General features: G+C 70.6%; 10 protein-coding genes, 1 tRNA gene and 1 rRNA gene. 11 read left to right on the top strand and 1 reads right to left on the bottom strand.

The features are described 5' to 3' along the window. The first annotated feature begins 157 nt into the window (after window positions 1-157). The 3 genes from rrf to ACH499_RS11955 all read left to right on the top strand — a co-directional run bounded on the left by rrf (window position 158) and on the right by ACH499_RS11955 (window position 1,207). A 5S ribosomal RNA gene (gene rrf / locus ACH499_RS11945) occupies window positions 158-274 on the top strand. A gap of 116 nt (window positions 275-390) precedes the next feature. Next, window positions 391-1,053 (top strand): DegT/DnrJ/EryC1/StrS family aminotransferase, encoded by a 663-nt coding sequence (locus tag ACH499_RS11950; protein WP_399015508.1) that lies wholly within the window; start codon window positions 391-393, stop codon window positions 1,051-1,053. A gap of 78 nt (window positions 1,054-1,131) precedes the next feature. Continuing rightward, a tRNA-Thr gene (locus tag ACH499_RS11955) sits at window positions 1,132-1,207 on the top strand. Window positions 1,208-1,263: 56 nt separating this feature from the next. Here ACH499_RS11955 and ACH499_RS11960 read toward each other — a convergent pair. Further along, complete coding sequence (locus ACH499_RS11960) at window positions 1,264-4,023, bottom strand: SpoIIE family protein phosphatase (RefSeq protein ID WP_399015175.1); 2,760 nt, start codon at window positions 4,021-4,023, stop codon at window positions 1,264-1,266. A 370-nt stretch (window positions 4,024-4,393) separates the two neighbouring features. On the opposite strand from ACH499_RS11960, the gene ACH499_RS11965 reads away from it, so the two are divergent. The 8 genes from ACH499_RS11965 to ACH499_RS12000 all read left to right on the top strand — a co-directional run bounded on the left by ACH499_RS11965 (window position 4,394) and on the right by ACH499_RS12000 (window position 18,244). Then, window positions 4,394-9,874 (top strand): HAMP domain-containing protein, encoded by a 5,481-nt coding sequence (locus ACH499_RS11965; protein WP_399015177.1) that lies wholly within the window; start codon window positions 4,394-4,396, stop codon window positions 9,872-9,874. 321 nt (window positions 9,875-10,195) lie between these two features. Continuing rightward, window positions 10,196-10,870 carry a response regulator gene (locus ACH499_RS11970; RefSeq protein ID WP_365593854.1) on the top strand — a complete coding sequence of 225 codons (675 nt, stop codon included), beginning with the start codon at window positions 10,196-10,198 and terminating at the stop codon, window positions 10,868-10,870. A gap of 141 nt (window positions 10,871-11,011) precedes the next feature. After that, window positions 11,012-13,747 carry a DNA translocase FtsK gene (locus ACH499_RS11975; RefSeq protein ID WP_356203149.1) on the top strand — a complete coding sequence of 912 codons (2,736 nt, stop codon included), beginning with the start codon at window positions 11,012-11,014 and terminating at the stop codon, window positions 13,745-13,747. Window positions 13,748-14,021: 274 nt separating this feature from the next. After that, complete coding sequence (locus ACH499_RS11980) at window positions 14,022-14,873, top strand: helix-turn-helix domain-containing protein (protein ID WP_399015180.1); 852 nt, start codon at window positions 14,022-14,024, stop codon at window positions 14,871-14,873. A gap of 93 nt (window positions 14,874-14,966) precedes the next feature. Next, a complete protein-coding gene (gene rimO / locus ACH499_RS11985) occupies window positions 14,967-16,439 on the top strand; it encodes a 30S ribosomal protein S12 methylthiotransferase RimO (RefSeq protein WP_399015182.1) in 1,473 nt (490 codons plus the stop codon). Beyond that, the gene (gene pgsA, locus ACH499_RS11990) at window positions 16,436-17,212 is read left to right on the top strand and encodes a CDP-diacylglycerol--glycerol-3-phosphate 3-phosphatidyltransferase (RefSeq protein ID WP_399015184.1); all 777 of its coding nucleotides are present in this window, start codon (window positions 16,436-16,438) and stop codon (window positions 17,210-17,212) included. The genes rimO and pgsA overlap by 4 nt, the downstream gene beginning before the upstream one ends. After that, window positions 17,209-17,754: a CinA family protein gene (locus tag ACH499_RS11995; RefSeq protein WP_356203156.1), complete on the top strand. Its 546-nt coding sequence runs from the start codon at window positions 17,209-17,211 to the stop codon at window positions 17,752-17,754. The genes pgsA and ACH499_RS11995 overlap by 4 nt, the downstream gene beginning before the upstream one ends. 109 nt (window positions 17,755-17,863) lie before the next feature. Next, window positions 17,864-18,244 (top strand): helix-turn-helix transcriptional regulator, encoded by a 381-nt coding sequence (locus ACH499_RS12000; RefSeq protein WP_356203158.1) that lies wholly within the window; start codon window positions 17,864-17,866, stop codon window positions 18,242-18,244. Window positions 18,245-18,253: the final 9 nt, after the last annotated feature.

The following is an 18,253-nucleotide window of genomic DNA, read 5'->3' on the forward strand; positions in this document are numbered from 1 at the left end:
GTTGATAGGCCGGATCTGGAAGCACCGTGAGGTGTGGAGGTGACCGGTACTAATAGGCCGAGGGCTTGTCCTCAGTTGCTCGCGTCCACTGTGTTGGTTCTGAAACCACGAACAATCTGACCGTGTTGGTCCCGGTTGGTTGTCTGTTTCATAGTGTTTCGGTGGTCATAGCGTAGGGGAAACGCCCGGTTACATTCCGAACCCGGAAGCTAAGCCTTACAGCGCCGATGGTACTGCAGGGGGGACCCTGTGGGAGAGTAGGACGCCGCCGAACAATTCTTCAAAAAGGGTTGGACCCCGGACTTCGGTTCGGGGTCCAACCCTTTTTTGTTGTGCGTCACTTGACGTTCACATTGCGCAACCACCATCGTCGGCATGGGTACTGCTGCAATGCTCAGGGCCGCCGGCGTCGGGCTCGGTGACGAGATCGTCGTCCCCGCCTTCGGGAACGCGGAGATCGCCGAGGCCGTGGTGCAGGTCGGTGCGACGCCGGTGTTCGCCGACATAGATCCGGCGACGTACTGCCTCGACACCTCCGCGGTGGAGGCGGCGCTGACTCCACGGACCGCGGCCGTCGTCGTCGTACACCGCTTCGGGCGGCCGGCGGACATGGCCCGGCTGCACGAGGTCGGACAGCGGCACGGCCTGCTCGTACTGGAGCACGGGGAGTCCGAGGCGCCCTACGACGAGATAGCGCAGCGCAGGCAGCGGGCGGCTTATCTGGACGGCAAGTTGAAGGGGGTGCGCACCCCGGACGGGGGCGACGGGCACACCTACCAGCAGTACGTCGTGCGTGTTCCCGGCAACGGCCGGCCCGACCGGGACGCGTTCGCCCGCGCCGTACGGGGCAGGGGAGTCGAGTGCCGCGTACCGGTGAAGACGCCTGTGCACCGCATGCCCGGCTTCCGGGCCTGTGTCTCGCTGCCGGAGACGGAACGGGCGGCCGACGAAACGCTCGCGCTGCCCGTGGAAGCGGCGCTGACGAAACGGGACATGCAGAGGATCGTGTCGGCGTGCAACGCGCTGGGCGGGCTTCTTCAGCCGGCGCTCTGAGAACCGTGTTGGGAGCACCCCGGTGTTCGGGGTATGATCTATTCCGTTGCCGCGAGGGAAACCTCGAAAAGGCGACAGGCCCCTATAGCTCAGTCGGCAGAGCGTCTCCATGGTAAGGAGAAGGTCAACGGTTCGATTCCGTTTGGGGGCTCCACAGCGGAAAGGCCCCGCCCATTCGGGCGGGGCTTTCTCATGCCCTGATCCGGTGGCTCAGTCCGTGTGGGGCTCCGGTACGCGCATGGCGAGGATCGCCATGTCGTCCGACGGGGCGTCCGACGCGAAACGCTCCACGGCGCGCATGATGCGGGCCGCCACCGCGCCCGCCGTCAGGCCCGTGCAGGTGGTGAGGACGTCGGCGAGGCCGTCGTCGCCCAGCATGCGGCTGCCCTCACGGCGCTCCGTCACGCCGTCCGTGACGCAGAGCAGGACATCGCCCGGGTCGAGGGTGACCGTCTGCTCGTAGAGCTCCAGGTCCTCGATCACGCCGAGCAGCGGCTGGGGTTCGGCTGCCGGTTCCACCGTGCCGTCCTGGCGCAGGCGCAGCGGCAGGGGGTGGCCGGCGCAGACGACCTTCAGCTCGGCGCTGCCGTCCTCCTGCGGGCGCATCTCGCCGTAGAGCAGGGTGAGGAAGCGGCTGCGTGCGCCCTCGTCGAGGATGGCCGAGTTGAGACGCTCCAGGACAGCGGGACCGCTCAGGCCCTCCCGGGCGAGCAGGCGCAGGGCGTGCCGGGCCAGGCCCGTGACGGCCGCCGCGTTCGGGCCCGTACCGCAGACGTCGCCGATGGCGAAGCCGTAGGCGCCGTCGCTGATGGGGAACAGGTCGTAGAAGTCGCCGCCGACCTCGTTGCCCTCGCCGGCCGCGCGGTAGATGACCTCCACCTCGACGCCGTCGATCAGGGGCAGCTCGGGCGGCAGCAGGCTGCGCTGGAGGGACTGGCTGATCGCCGTGCGCTCCGAGTACAGGCGGGCGTTGTCCAGGGCCAGGGCGGCGCGGCGGGACAGATCCTCGGCCAGCTCCAGGATCTCCTGGCGGAAGTGCTCGTCGGCGGGCTTGCCGAGAGTGAGCATGCCGATGACGCGGTTGCGGGCCACCAGGGGGAGGACCACCGTCTCGCCGCCGACGGCGGAGGCCGTGGCCAGCGTCGGGCCGATGCCGGAGCTGACCTGCCCGGTGGGGCCGCCGCTCAGGCCCAGGCTGCGCATGGACGTGCGCAGCGCCGCCTGGTGGGCGACCTCGCCGGGCGCCGACCAGACCCGGGCGCCCGGGGTGGGCACCGGATCGGGCGGGGAGATCTTGGAGAGGAGGGACTTGATGCCGTCGATCAACTCCTCGTCCTCGTGCAGGACGTACGAGAGATACGGCTCCGAGGCCTGGTCGGCGATCGTGTAGACGGCACACCAGGTGGCCAGGGTCGGGACCGTCATCTGTGCCATCAGGGCCAGCGTCTGATCGCGGTCCAGGGTGCCGGCGAGGAGGTCGGACGCCTCGACGAGGAAGCTGAGCGAGCCGCGGCGCAGGCGCTCCAGCTCGCCCAGGCGGGCGGACTCGACGGCCAGGGCGATGCGGTCCGCGGCGAACTGGAGGCGCAGCGCCTCCTCGTTGGAGTAGCGGCCCGCGGACTCCGCGGCGACACCGAGGGAACCGGTGAGACGGCCCTCGACCTTGAGCGGGACGGTGACGACGGAGCGCATCCCCGTGCCGTTCAGCAGCGGGACGGCACCGGGGACCGCCGTGAGGTCGTCGTGGACGGCGGGCATGCGCGCCGAGCCGTAGCGGCCGGGGCCCGCCTCGACGGGGACGCGGGCGAAGCGCTGGCGGGCGGAGGGCAGACCGGTGGAGGCGCGGACCTCCAGCTCCGTCTCGTCGTCGGTCGCCAGCAGCAGGAACGCCGCGTCGGCGTCCAGCATGTCGCGGGCGCGTTCGACCGTGCGCTGGAGGAGGCCGTCGAGGTCGTCCGGGGCGGGTGAGCCGATGAACACCTCGAACGGGTCGGTGCTCTGGCCCTCGGAGGAGGAGCCGGTGTCGGAGGCGGGCACCCGCAGGGGCGTCTGCAGCACGGCGCGCTCGTGGTCCCGCACGAGGAGGCAGACCGTGGAGGGCTCGCCGCCGGCGTCCCGGACGCGCAGGTGGGAGGCGTAGACCGGCGTGACCCGGCCGTCGGCTCGCCTTATGCCGTAGCTGCCCTCCCAGCGGGAGAGCTCGAGCGCCTCGACGACGCCGGTGCTGGTGCCCGGGGTGTGCGGCCAGGCGGCGAGGTCGGTCAGGGGCTTGCCGGTGACCTGCTCGGCCGGGTAGCCGAAGAGTTCCTCGGCGTCCTCGTTCCAGGCGGTGATGGCGCCGGTGCGGTCGATCTGGACGACGGCGACGCGGACGCGGCCGTCGGCGACCGGCAGCAGCTCCGCGGGGAGGGAGGGGCCGGCGCTGCGGGTGCCGACCGGGCGGTCGGGCAGGGCGAGCTGGAACCAGACGTTCTTGTGCGTGGGCGTGTACTCGACGCCCCAGCGGCCGGCCAGGGCGGCGCAGAGCTGGAGACCGCGGCCGCCCTCGCGGTCGGGGCTGCCCATGTTGACGGCCGAACCCTGGATCGGCACCTCGCGCTCCGGGTAGCGGTCGGCCACCTCGATGCGTACGCCGTCGTCGCTGCGCAGGCAGACGACGTCGGCGGAAGTGCCCGCGTGCACCACCGCATTGGTCACCAGCTCGCTGGTGAGCACCACCGCGTCGTCCACGACGTCGGCGTGGCCCCAGCCCTGGAGCGTGTCGCGGACGAAGGAACGTGCGCTCGCCACCGATCGTCCGACGGGCTCGAAACTGGCGGCCGCGCGCGCGGTGATCACAGAACTCCTCGACCCTCTCTCCACGTGCACGTGCACACCTTCGTGGCCGGCCGGCTCGTGCCGCTGCTGCGGCAGGCCGTCCGTCGGCCCGGGATCCGGGGGCTGCTCCCCCGGGATCAGTCCGGTGGTCATGTGTCCGGCCGCCCCTCCGTGCCCGCTCGTCTCCGTACCACCGTCCAGGCCGGACAGAACCGGCACGGCTGGACAGCCGCATGCAAGGTTACTTACCTACACCGCCCTCGCGGATGCCGGTCTGCAGTGTTTCCGCCCAGAGGGTGTGCGGACGATGTGCGAAGCTGCCGAACTGTTATGGCCTGGTTCGGCCGGGGTGAAACACTGGGCAGGCTTCCTGTGTGCGTCCCGGCAGGCCGCATGCCGGCCGGGCAGGACGGGCAGCAGCCCTGGCGGCGGTCCGGCGGCACGGGAAGCACACGGTAGTAACCGGGCACCGTGAGGTGCACCGGGCACAGCGGTAACGGTCGACCCCTGCGGGAGGGACACAGTGGAGTCTGGCGCAGCGACGCGGGCCACGAAGACGCGCGCGAAAGGCGGACAGTCCCTGAGTAAGCAGGGCAGGACACGCGGTGGGACGACCACGGTCGACACCGCGGCGCTCAACCGGCTGCTCGCGGCCCTCGTGGCCATGCGGGAGGGCAATTTCCGCAAGCGGCTCACGGTGTCCGGGGACGGCGTGATGTCGGAGATCGCCGCGGTCTTCAACGAGGTGGCCGCGCGCAATCTGCACCTCACCGGCGAACTGGCGCGGGTGCGCCGGATGGTCGGACGCGAGGGCAAGCTCACCGAGCGGCTGGAGACGGGGGCCTGCGAGGGGTCCTGGGCGGCGGCCATCGACAACTCGAACGCGCTCGTGGACGACCTCGTACGTCCCGTCTCCGAGGTCGGCCGGGTGCTGTCGGCGGTGGCGGACGGCGATCTGTCGCCCCGCATGGAGCTGCGGGCGCAGGCGCCGGACGGGGCGGGGCACCCGCTGCGCGGCGAGTTCCTGAAGGTCGGGCGGACCGTGAACAACCTGGTCGACCAGTTGTCGACGTTCACGGACGAGGTCACGCGCGTGGCCAGCGAGGTCGGCACCGAGGGCAAGCTCGGCGGGCAGGCGCAGGTGCGCGGCATGTCCGGCTCGTGGAAGGACCTCACGGACTCCGTCAACACTATGGCTTACCGGCTGACGGCGCAGGTGCGGGACATCGCGTTGGTGACGACGGCGGTGGCCAAGGGCGACCTGTCGCGGAAGGTCACGGTGCACGTGGCCGGCGAGATGCTGGAGCTGAAGAACACCGTCAACACGATGGTGGACCAGCTGTCCGCCTTCTCCTCGGAGGTGACACGCGTCGCCCGGGAGGTGGGCACCGAGGGCGCCCTCGGCGGTCAGGCCCAGGTGCCCGGGGTGGCCGGGGTGTGGAAGGAGCTCACCGACTCCGTCAACACCATGGCCGGCAATCTCACCGCCCAGGTGCGCGGGATCTCCGAGGTGACGACCGCGGTCGCCAACGGTGACCTGTCGCGGAAGGTGACGGTGCCGGCCCGCGGCGAGGTCGCGCAGCTCGCCGAGACGATCAATCAGATGACCGAGACACTGCGGATCTTCGCGGACGAGGTCACGCGCGTGGCCAACGAGGTCGGTGCCGAGGGGCGGCTCGGCGGCCAGGCGAACGTGCCGGGCGCGGCGGGTACGTGGAAGGACCTCACCGATTCGGTGAACACGGTCTTCCGGAACCTGACCACGCAGGTGCGGGACATCGCCGCCGTGACGACGGCGGTGGCCAACGGTGATCTGTCGCAGAAGGTCACCGTCGACGTGGCCGGCGAGATGCTGGAGCTGAAGAACACCGTCAACACCATGGTGGACCAGCTCTCCGCCTTCGGTGCCGAGGTCACGCGGGTGGCCCGGGAGGTCGGTGTCGAGGGCGAGCTGGGCGGCCAGGCGCAGGTGCCGGGCGCGGCGGGCACCTGGAAGGACCTCACGGACTCCGTCAACACGGCGTTCCGCAACCTCACCGGTCAGGTGCGGAACATCGCCCAGGTGACGACGGCGGTGGCCAACGGTGATCTGTCGCAGAAGGTCACCGTGGACGTCTCCGGCGAGATGCTCCAGCTCAAGAACACCGTGAACACGATGGTGGACCAGCTCTCCAGCTTCGCCGACCAGGTCACGCGGATGGCGCGGGACGTGGGCACGGAGGGCCGGCTCGGCGGTCAGGCCCGGGTGGACGGCGTGTCGGGCACGTGGAAGGAGCTCACGGACTCCGTCAACTCGATGGCGGGGAACCTGACGTCCCAGGTGCGCAACATCGCGCAGGTGACGACGGCCGTGGCGCGCGGTGACCTGTCCCAGAAGATCGACGTCGACGCGCGCGGGGAGATCCTGGAGCTCAAGAACACCATCAACACGATGGTGGACCAGCTCTCGTCGTTCGCCGAACAGGTCACCCGCGTCGCGCGCGAGGTGGGCACGGAGGGGCGCCTCGGCGGTCAGGCGCAGGTGCCCGGGGTCGCCGGTGTGTGGCGTGACCTGACCGACTCGGTGAACGGCATGGCCGGCAACCTCACCGCGCAGGTCCGCAACATCGCGCAGGTCGCCACGGCGGTCGCCCGCGGTGACCTGTCCCAGAAGATCACCGTGGACGCGCGCGGGGAGATCCTGGAGCTGAAGAACACGCTGAACACGATGGTGGACCAGCTCTCGTCGTTCGCCCAGGAGGTCACGCGCGTGGCCCGTGAGGTGGGCACCGAGGGCATCCTGGGCGGCCAGGCGGAGGTGCAGGGTGTCTCCGGCACCTGGAAGGACCTCACGCAGTCCGTGAACGGCATGGCCAACAACCTGACCATGCAGGTCCGCAACATCGCCGAGGTGACCACGGCCGTCGCCAAGGGCGACCTGTCGAAGAAGATCACCGTCGACGCCAAGGGCGAGATCCTCGAACTGGTGACGACGGTCAACACGATGGTCGACCAGCTCTCGTCCTTCGCGGAGCAGGTCACGCGGGTGGCCCGTGAGGTGGGCACCGAGGGCATCCTCGGCGGTCAGGCGCACGTGCCGGGCGTCGTGGGCATCTGGAAGGACCTCAGCGACAACGTCAACCTGATGGCGAAGAACCTCACCGTGCAGGTGAGGAACATCTCCCAGGTGGCCGCCGCGGTCGCCAACGGCGACCTGACGCGGACGGTGACGATCGAGGCGCGCGGTGAGGTCGCGCAGCTCGCCGAGACCTTCAACACCATGGTGAAGACGCTGAGTTCGTTCGCCGACCAGGTCACCAAGGTGGCCCGCGAGGTGGGTACGGACGGCATCCTCGGCGGTCAGGCGCACGTGCCGGGTGTCTCCGGTACGTGGAAGGACCTCACCGAGTCGGTGAACCAGATGGCGTCCAACCTGACCGGTCAGGTGCGCAACATCGCCATGGTCACGACCGCCATCGCCAAGGGCGACCTGACCAAGAAGATCGACATCGACGCGCGCGGTGAGATCCTCGAGCTGAAGACCACGATCAACACGATGGTCGACCAGCTCTCCTCCTTCGCGGAGGAGGTGACCCGGGTGGCCCGCGAGGTGGGTACGGAGGGCCAGCTCGGCGGGCAGGCGCGGGTGCGGGACGTGGACGGCACCTGGCGGGACCTGACCGAGTCCGTGAACGAGATGGCCGGGAATCTGACCCGGCAGGTGCGTGCCATCGCGCGCGTGGCGACCGCGGTGACGCGAGGCGACCTGAATCTGAAGATCGACGTGGACGCCTCCGGGGAGATCCAGGAGCTCCAGGACTACATCAACAAGATGATCGCCAACCTGCGCGACACCACGATCGCCAACAAGGAGCAGGACTGGCTCAAGGGCAATCTCGCCCGCATCTCGGCGCTGATGCAGGGACGCAGGGACCTCCAGGACGTGGCCTCGCTGATCATGAGCGAGCTGACGCCGGTGGTCTCCGCGCAGCACGGCGCGTTCTTCCTCGCCATGCCGCTGGTGGACGGCCAGGAGCTCGCCGCCGACCACGACGACCAGTACGAGCTGCGGATGCTGGGGTCGTACGGCTACTCGATGGGCTCGATGCCGACGTCGTTCCGTCCGGGGGAGGCGCTGGTCGGGACGGCCGCCCAGGAGAAGCGCACGATCCTCGTGGAGAAGGCGCCGACCGGCTATCTGAAGATCTCCTCCGGCCTCGGGGAGGCGCCGCCGGCCCAGGTGATCGTCCTGCCGGTGCTGTTCGAGGGGAAGGTGCTCGGCGTCATCGAGCTGGCGTCCTTCACCCCGTTCACGCAGATCCAGAAGGACTTCCTCAACCAGATCGCCGAGATGATCGCGACGAGCGTCAACACGATCTCCGTCAACACCAAGACGGAGGTGCTGCTGAAGCAGTCGCAGGAGCTGACCGAGCAACTGCGCGAGCGGTCGGCGGAGTTGGAGCAGCGGCAGAAGGCCCTCCAGTCGTCCAACGCCGAGCTGGAGGAGAAGGCCGAGCTGCTGGCGCAGCAGAACCGCGACATCGAGGTGAAGAACACCGAGATCGAGGAGGCCCGGCAGGTCCTGGAGGAGCGCGCCGAGCAGCTCGCGGTCTCCATGCGCTACAAGAGCGAGTTCCTGGCCAACATGTCGCACGAGTTGCGTACGCCGCTCAACTCCCTGCTCATTCTGGCCAAGTTGCTCGCCGACAACGCCGACGCGAACCTCTCCCCGAAGCAGGTCGAGTTCGCGGAGACCATCCACGGCGCCGGATCCGACCTGCTCCAGCTCATCAACGACATCCTCGACCTGTCGAAGGTCGAGGCGGGCAAGATGGACGTCTCCCCGACACGGATCGCGCTCGTCCAGCTCGTCGACTACGTGGAGGCCACCTTCCGGCCGCTGACCGCGGAGAAGGGCCTCGACCTGTCGGTGCGGGTGTCGCCGGAGCTGCCCGCCACCCTCCACACCGACGAGCAGCGGCTCCTCCAGGTGCTGCGCAACCTGCTGTCCAACGCGGTGAAGTTCACCGACTCCGGAGCGGTCGAGCTGGTCATCCGGCCGGCGCGGGACGACGTGCCGCAGGCCATCCGGGAGCAGTTGCTGGAGGCCGGTTCGATGACCGACCCGAACGGCGAGCTGATCGCGTTCTCCGTGAGCGACACGGGTATCGGGATCGCGGCCAGCAAGATGCGGGTGATCTTCGAGGCGTTCAAGCAGGCCGACGGCACCACCAGCCGCAAGTACGGCGGCACGGGCCTCGGGCTGTCCATCTCGCGGGAGATCGCGCAGCTCCTCGGCGGTGAGATCCACGCGCAGAGCGAGCCGGGCCGCGGTTCGACGTTCACGCTGTACCTGCCGCTGCACCCGAGCGAACTTCCCCCGCACGGATACCAGCAGTCCGCCGCCCTGGAGGCGGGTGAGCTGCTGGCGGCCGCGAACGCTCCCGAGCGGCTGCCCGAGCTGCCGGCGGCGACGGGGGAGACGCAGACCGAGGCGCAGTCGTACCAGGACGCGCGGCACGGTGCCGGCGCGCTGTTCCGGCGCCGGCGCAGGTCCGTGCCGGAGTCCGGGGAGCAGATCGCCGCGCCGGAGCAGCGGCCCGAGGGCGAGCGGGAGCCGGCGCCGCGCCCGCACCGCGGTATCCGGTTCGGCGGCCAGAAGGTGCTCATCGTCGACGACGACATCCGCAACGTCTTCGCCCTCACCAGCGTCCTGGAGCAGCACGGTCTGTCCGTGCTGTACGCCGAGAACGGCCGGGAGGGCATCGAGGTCCTGGAGCAGCACGAGGACGTCGCGGTGGTCCTGATGGACATCATGATGCCCGAGATGGACGGGTACGCGACAACCACGGCGATCCGCCGGATGCCCCAGTTCGCGGGGCTGCCGATCATCGCGCTGACCGCCAAGGCGATGAAGGGCGACCGGGAGAAGGCGATCGAGTCGGGGGCCTCCGACTACGTCACCAAGCCCGTCGACCCCGACCACCTGCTGACGGTGATGGACCAGTGGATGCGGGAGGGGTGAGCGGCACGTCCGGGCGGTGTGCGAACGTGGTGTGGGGGAGCACGGCGGGAACCCCGCCGTTCACCCGAAGTCGCCGTCCCGGTGTGCCCGGAGCCGTGTAGAGGCGCGGAATCGGGGGAACCTTCTGGTCTCCCGCCGCGTTTCTGCTATGTGCACAGTGACATCGCGGTGACAGGGTGTGGCGACGGGCGGGGTGCGGCTACGATGACCGGCACAAGGACGGGCGGCGCAAGGGAGTCGTCCCCTGGGGCGGCGCCCGCCGGTGCTGTCCCAAGTCCTGCGGACAGGGGAGGCCCCACGCCGGGGCGAGGAGGGCGGGCCATGGTGCAGAAGGCCAAGATCCTCCTGGTCGATGACCGGCCGGAGAATCTGCTGGCGCTGGAGGCGATCCTCTCGGCGCTCGATCAGACGCTGGTGCGGGCATCGTCCGGGGAGGAAGCGCTCAAAGCGCTGCTCACGGACGACTTCGCGGTGATTCTGCTGGACGTCCAGATGCCGGGCATGGACGGTTTCGAGACCGCGGCCCACATCAAGCGGCGGGAGCGGACGCGGGACATCCCGATCATCTTCCTCACGGCGATCAACCACGGCCCGCACCACACCTTCCGCGGGTACGCGGCCGGCGCGGTGGACTACATCTCCAAGCCGTTCGACCCGTGGGTGCTGCGCGCGAAGGTCTCCGTCTTCGTCGAGCTGTACATGAAGAACTGCCAGCTCCGCGAGCAGGCGGCGCTGCTGCGCCTCCAGTTGGAGGGCGGCGGCAGGGCCGCGGGCACCGAGCCCAAGGAGCCGGCGGGGCTGCTCGCCGAACTGTCGGCGCGGCTGGCGGCCGTCGAGGAACAGGCCGAAGCGCTCTCCAAACAGCTCGGTGACGAGTCCGCGGACGCGGCGGCGGTGGCCACGGCCGCGCATCTGGAGCGCAAGCTCACGGGCCTGCGGCGAGCGCTGGACGCCCTCGAGCCGGGTTCCTCCGAAGGCCCGGCAGCGGTCACCTGAGTCGCGCGGCGCGTCGTTCCGTGAGGGCGTGTCAGCGCCCGTACCCGCGCCGTCAGTTCCGTACCCACGGGCCGGCGACACGAACGGGTGAAGCGGCAGGCACACGTGTCGACAGCCGTCTCCCCCGGTAACCTCACACCTATGGCCTCACGTCCCTCCGCAGCCAAGAAGCAGCCCGCCAAGAAGGCGGCGGCTCCCGCGAAGGCCCCGGCGAAGAAGGCCGCAGCGAAAAAGGCCCCCGCCAAGAAGGCGCCCGCCAGGAAGACCGCGGCGAAGAGGGCCCCGGCCGCCCCGGCACCCAGCCCCACCGGCGGTGTCTACCGCATCGCACGCGCCCTCTGGCTCGGCATCGCGCACGCCGTCGGCGCGGTCTTCCGAGGCATAGGCCAGGGCGCGAGGAACCTCGACCCGGCCCACCGCAAGGACGGCGTCGCCCTGCTGCTCCTCGGTATCGCGCTGATCGTCGCCGCCGGTACCTGGGCCGACCTGAAGGGCCCCGTCGGCGACCTCGTCGAGATCCTGGTGACCGGGGCCTTCGGCCGGCTCGACCTGCTCGCCCCGATCCTTTTCGGTGCCGTCGCCGTCCGGCTGATCCGGCACCCCGAGAAGCCCGAGGCCAACGGCCGGATCGTCATCGGCCTGTCCGCCCTCGTCATCGGCGTGCTCGGCCAGGTCCACATCGCCTGCGGATCCCCGGCCCGCAGCGCCGGCATGCAGGCCATAAGGGACGCCGGCGGCCTGATCGGCTGGGGCGCGGCGACCCCCCTGTCGTACACGATGACCGACGTGCTGGCCGTGCCGCTGCTGGTGCTGCTCACCGTCTTCGGGCTCCTGGTCGTCACCGCCACCCCCGTCAACGCCGTCCCGCAGCGGCTGCGGCAGCTCGGCGTGCGGCTCGGCCTCGTCAGCGACCCCGTGGCGGAGGACTTCACCGACGACGACGAGCGCTACGACGAGCAGTGGCGCGAGGCGCTTCCCGCGCGTCCCCGCAGGCGCGGTGCCCCGGCCGCCGAGCCGTACGACCCCGACGGCGTCGAGCAGGAGGCGCTCGCCCGGCGCCGCGCCCGGCCCCGCCGGTCCGCCGCGCCGCAGCCCGACGGGAACCGGCCGATGGACGCCGTGGACGTCGCCGCCGCGGCGGCAGCCGCGCTCGACGGCGCCGTGCTCCACGGGATGCCGCCGTCGCCGCTGGTCGCCGACCTCACCCAGGGCGTGGGCACCGGGGACCGCGAGCCCACCACCCCCACGCCGGTGCCGGCCGCGCGGCCGCAGCCGGGCAAGCTCAGGAAGGACGCCGCCGAGCGGACCCCGGCCGCCGGAGGCGTTCCCGACCTCACCAAGACCCCGCCCCCGCAGGAGCGCGAACTGCCGCCGCGCGCCGAGCAGCTCCAGCTCTCCGGGGACATCACGTACTCCCTGCCGGCCCTGGACCTCCTCACGCGCGGCGGGCCCGGGAAGGCGCGCAGCGCCGCCAACGACGCCGTGGTCGACTCACTGACCACCGTCTTCACCGAGTTCAAGGTCGACGCGGCCGTCACGGGCTTCACCCGGGGCCCGACGGTCACGCGGTACGAGGTCGAGCTCGGCCCCGCCGTGAAGGTCGAGCGGATCACGGCGCTGACCAAGAACATCGCGTACGCCGTCGCCAGCCCCGACGTGCGGATCATCAGCCCGATCCCCGGCAAGTCCGCGGTCGGCATCGAGATCCCCAACACCGACCGGGAGATGGTCAACCTCGGCGACGTGCTGCGACTCGCGGAGTCCGCCGAGGACGACGACCCGATGCTGGTCGCCTTCGGCAAGGACGTCGAGGGCGGCTACGTGATGCACTCCCTGGCGAAGATGCCGCACATGCTGGTCGCCGGCGCCACCGGTTCCGGCAAGTCGTCCTGCATCAACTGCCTGATCACCTCGATCATGATGCGGGCGACCCCGGAGGACGTCCGGATGATCCTCGTCGACCCCAAGCGGGTCGAGCTGACCGCGTACGAGGGCATCCCGCACCTGATCACGCCGATCATCACCAACCCGAAGCGGGCCGCCGAGGCCCTCCAGTGGGTGGTGCGCGAGATGGACCTGCGTTACGACGACCTCGCGGCCTACGGCTACCGGCACATCGACGACTTCAACCGGGCCGTGCGCGAGGGCAGGGTCAAGCCGCCCGAGGGCAGTGAGCGCGAGCTCCAGCCGTACCCGTACCTGCTGGTGATCGTGGACGAGCTGGCCGACCTGATGATGGTCGCGCCGCGGGACGTCGAGGACGCGATCGTGCGGATCACGCAGCTCGCGCGCGCGGCCGGCATCCACCTGGTGCTCGCCACGCAGCGGCCGTCCGTCGACGTGGTCACCGGTCTGATCAAGGCGAACGTGCCCTCGCGGCTGGCCTTCGCCACGTCCTCGCTCGCCGACAGCCGCGTCATCCTCGACCAGCCCGGCGCCGAGAAGCTGATCGGCAAGGGCGACGGCCTCTTCCTGCCGATGGGCGCGAACAAGCCGACCCGTATGCAGGGCGCCTTCGTGACGGAGGAGGAGGTCGCGGCCGTCGTCCGGCACTGCAAGGAGCAGATGGCGCCCGTCTTCCGGGACGACGTCGTCGTCGGCACCAAGCAGAAGAAGGAGATCGACGAGGACATCGGCGACGACCTCGACCTGCTGTGCCAGGCGGTCGAACTGGTCGTCTCCACGCAGTTCGGGTCGACGTCCATGCTCCAGCGCAAGCTGCGCGTCGGCTTCGCCAAGGCGGGACGGCTGATGGACCTGATGGAGTCGCGGAACATCGTCGGACCGAGCGAGGGCTCGAAGGCGCGGGACGTCCTGGTGAAGGCGGACGAGCTCGACGGTGTGCTGGCGGTGATCCGGGGCGAGTCCGAGGGGTAGGTCCGAGGGGCCGGCGAGGGGGCGCGCGGGGCCCTCGCGCGGCCGGTCACCGCGGTCGGCGGGCCGGCCCCGCCCCACCCGCCGGGGTTCCCCGGGCAACCGTTTCCCCACCCCGTACGTCAACTTGGGGGAAGGGGCAAAGAGGTACACCGCCGTCGGGACACGAACGCATACCGATGGCGTACAAGTCCCCCCGTCCGGTTGCCCCACCCGTTCGTACCCCCCCTAGACTGAACGTCCAGCACAGGCGGCTAAACGCTCGAAAGGCGCCCCCGTGTCCATCGGCAACTCCCCTGAAGACGAGCGTCCGACCGAAGACGTGTCCCACGACGTATCCGAGGAAGCCCGCCCCTCCGTCGGCCGCGCCCTGCAACAGGCCCGCGTCGCCGCCGGGTTGACCGTCGACGACATCAGCGGCGCCACCCGCGTGAGGGTCGCCATCGTGCAGGCCATCGAGGCGGACGACTTCACGCCCTGCGGCGGCGACGTGTACGCCCGCGGGCACATCAGAACGCTGGCCAAGGCCGTCCGGCTCGACCCTGCCGAGCTCGTCGCGCAGTACGACGCCGAGCACGGCGGACGTCCGGCGGCCACGCCGGCCGCGCCCCTGTTCGAGGCGGAACGGATCCGTCCCGAGCGGCGCGGCCCCAACTGGACCGCGGCCATGGTCGCCGCGATCGTCGTCGTGATCGGCTTCGTCGGGTTCACGCTCGTCAAGGGCGGCGACGAAGGCGGCTCCGAGGCGAGCGTCGCCGAGGGCGCCCGGCCGACGGCCGGGAAGTCGGCCCCGGCGACGGCCCAGCCCAAGAAGCCCACCGACCCGAAGCCCGACCCGACCGACAGCGCGATCGCCGCCGCGCCCCGCGACAAGGTGACCGTCAAGGTCAGCGCCCCCGAGGGACGCAGCTGGATCTCGGCCAAGGACCACAGCGGCCGGCTGCTCTTCGACGGCCTGCTCGAACGGGGCGATTCCAAGACCTTCCAGGACAACGAGAAGGTCGACCTCGTCCTCGGTGACGCCGGTGCCATCGAGCTGTACGTCAACGGCAAGAAGATCGAGGACGACTTCCGGCCGGGTGCCGTGGAGCGCCTGACGTACACGAAGGGCGATCCGCAGGTCGGATGAGCGGCCCGGGAGGGACGAGCGCGTACGGGGTTGGCCGGGATCGGCCAACCCCGTCGACGTGGGGCGTCGGCGGGACGAAGTAGTCTTGAGCCCATGCCTGAAAGCCGTACCGTCGCACTCGTCACCCTTGGCTGCGCCCGTAACGAGGTGGACTCGGAGGAGCTCGCAGGCCGTCTGGAGGCGGACGGCTGGAAGCTCGTGGAGGACGCCGAGGAAGCGGACGTCGCCGTCGTGAACACGTGCGGCTTCGTCGAGGCCGCCAAGAAGGACTCCGTGGACGCCCTCCTGGAGGCCAACGACCTCAAGGGCCACGGAAGAACCCAGGCCGTGGTCGCCGTGGGCTGCATGGCCGAGCGGTACGGCAAGGAACTCGCCGAGGCCCTCCCGGAGGCCGACGGCGTCCTCGGCTTCGACGACTACGCCGACATCTCCGACCGGCTCCAGACCATCCTCAGCGGCGGCGTCCACGCCGCCCACACCCCGCGCGACCGGCGCAAGCTCCTGCCGATCAGCCCCGCCGAGCGTCAGGAGGCCGGCGTCTCCGTCGCGCTGCCCGGGCACGGCCCGGCCGACCTGCCCGAGGGCGTCGCCCCCGCCTCCGGTCCGCGCGCACCCCTGCGCCGCCGCCTGGACGGCTCCCCGGTCGCCTCGGTGAAGCTGGCCTCCGGCTGCGACCGGCGCTGCTCCTTCTGCGCCATCCCCTCCTTCCGCGGCTCCTTCATCTCGCGCCGCCCCAGCGACGTCCTGAACGAGACGCGGTGGCTGGCCGAGCAGGGCGTCAAGGAGATCATGCTGGTCTCCGAGAACAACACCTCCTACGGCAAGGACCTCGGCGACATCCGCCTGCTCGAGTCGCTGCTGCCCGAGCTGGCCGAAGTCGACGGCATCGAGCGGGTGCGGGTCAGCTACCTCCAGCCGGCCGAGATGCGCCCCGGCCTCATCGACGTGCTGACCTCCACGCCGAAGGTCATGCCCTACTTCGACCTGTCCTTCCAGCACTCCGCGCCGAACGTGCTGCGCGCGATGCGCCGCTTCGGCGACACCGACCGCTTCCTGGAACTGCTGGACACCATCCGGAGCAAGGCCCCCGAGGCCGGTGTGCGCTCCAACTTCATCGTCGGCTTCCCGGGCGAGTCCGAGGCCGACCTCGCGGAGCTGGAGCGGTTCCTCAACCACGCCCGGCTCGACGCCATCGGGGTCTTCGGCTACTCCGACGAGGAGGGCACCGAGGCCGCCACGTACGACGGCAAGCTGGACGAGGACGTCGTCGCCGAGCGGCTGGCACGCGTGTCCCGACTCGCCGAGGAACTCGTCTCGCAGCGGGCCGAGGAGCGCGTGGGATCGACCGTGCGGGTACTCGTGGAGTCCGTGGACGAGGAGGAGGGTGTCCACGGGCGCGCGGCGCACCAGGCGCCGGAGACGGACGGCCAGGTGCTCCTCACGAGCGGCGAAGGTCTCCGTCCCGGTCGTATGGTCGACGCGAAGGTGGTCGGTACGGAGGGTGTCGACCTGGTGGCCGAGCCGCTGCCGGGCACGCCCCCGCGGAGCGAGGAGGCGGCCAGATGACCGGAGTCCCGGCGTCCGCGGCGGGCGGCTCCTCCAGCACGCCGCGGACCGGGCCGCGCGGCGCCACGGGAGCGTCCTCGCAGGAAGCGGCGGACCGCAGGGCTCCGGGTGCCTCCGCGGAGCGGGGCGCGACCGAGGGCGGTGCCGCCGGGCGGAGCGGGAAGATCGCGGCTGCGGCCGTCAACCAGGCGAGCGTGTGGAACGTCGCCAACCTGCTGACGATGCTGAGGCTGCTCCTGGTGCCGGCGTTCGTCGCGCTGCTGCTGGGCAACGGCGGGTACGACCCGGCCTGGCGTTCGTTCGCCTGGGCGGCCTTCGCCATCGCCATGATCACCGACCTCTTCGACGGGCATCTGGCCCGCACCTACAACCTCGTCACCGACTTCGGGAAGATCGCCGACCCCATCGCCGACAAGGCGATCATGGGGGCGGCGCTGATCTGTCTGTCCGCGCTGGGCGACCTGCCGTGGTGGGTGACGGCCGTCATCCTGGGCCGGGAGCTGGGGATCACCCTGCTGCGTTTCCTGGTCATCCGGTACGGCGTCATCCCCGCGAGCCGCGGCGGCAAGCTGAAGACCCTCACCCAGGGCGTGGCCGTCGGCATGTACGTCCTGGCCCTGACGGGGCCGCTGGCCACCCTGAGGTTCTGGGTGATGGCGGCGGCGGTCGTGCTGACCGTGGTGACCGGGCTGGACTACGTGAAGCAGGCCATCGTCCTGCGCCGGCAGGGAATGGCGGAGCGCAGAGCGGCGTTGAGGGAGACTGAAGGGTGAGTTCCACAGCCGCCGACGTGGTGCGACTGCTCACGGCGAAGGGGCAGACCCTTGCGATCGCCGAGTCGCTGACCGGTGGGCTGGTGGCGGCCGGGATCACCTCGGTCCCCGGGGCGTCGAAGGTCTTCCGCGGTTCGGTGACCGCCTACGCCACGGAACTCAAGCGGGAACTGCTCGGCGTCGACGCCGAGCTGCTGGCGGCCAGGGGAGCGGTGGACCCGCGGGTCGCCGCGGAGATGGCGGCCGGTGTGCGCGAGGCGCTGGGGTCCGACTGGGGCATCGCGACGACGGGTGTCGCCGGCCCCGACCCCCAGGACGGGCAGCCGGTGGGGACGGTCTACGTGGCCGTCGACGGACCTTTGGCATCATCTGACCGATCCGCCCCTGGCGGAAAAGTGGAGGCGCTGCGGTTGAACGGCGACCGCGCGGAAATTCGTATGGAGAGTGTACGGAGCGTGCTGGCACTCCTTTTGAGGGAGCTTGCGGGCGAACAGACCGGGAATGAGCGGGCACAGGATACGGAACGGAACGGGGGGTTTTGATGTTTGCAGCCCTGAGTGAACACGACATCGCTCCCCGCACGGCCGCGGCGCGAGGCGGTACGGTGGGGCGTGAAGGATGCGGCTACGCGGTCCGAGGAGGGAGCCACCGATGATTCTGCTCCGTCGCCTGCTGGGTGACGTGCTGCGTCGGCAGCGCCAACGCCAGGGCCGTACTCTGCGCGAAGTCTCCTCGTCCGCCCGAGTCTCACTCGGCTATCTCTCCGAGGTGGAGCGGGGGCAGAAGGAGGCGTCCTCCGAGCTGCTGTCCGCCATCTGCGACGCGCTGGACGTACGGATGTCCGAACTCATGCGAGAAGTGAGCGACGAACTCGCCCTCGCGGAGCTGGCCCAGTCCGCAGCGGCCACTCCCAGCGAGTCCGTGCCCGCGCCGGTGCGCCCCATGCTGGGTTCCGTGTCGGTGACCGGTGTGCCACCGGAACGGGTGACCATCAAGGCGCCCGCGGAAGCGGTGGGCGTCGTCGCCGCCTGAGCGACGGCA

The organism is Streptomyces sp. NPDC018947, from assembly GCF_044390505.1.
Classification (GTDB): domain Bacteria; phylum Actinomycetota; class Actinomycetes; order Streptomycetales; family Streptomycetaceae; genus Streptomyces.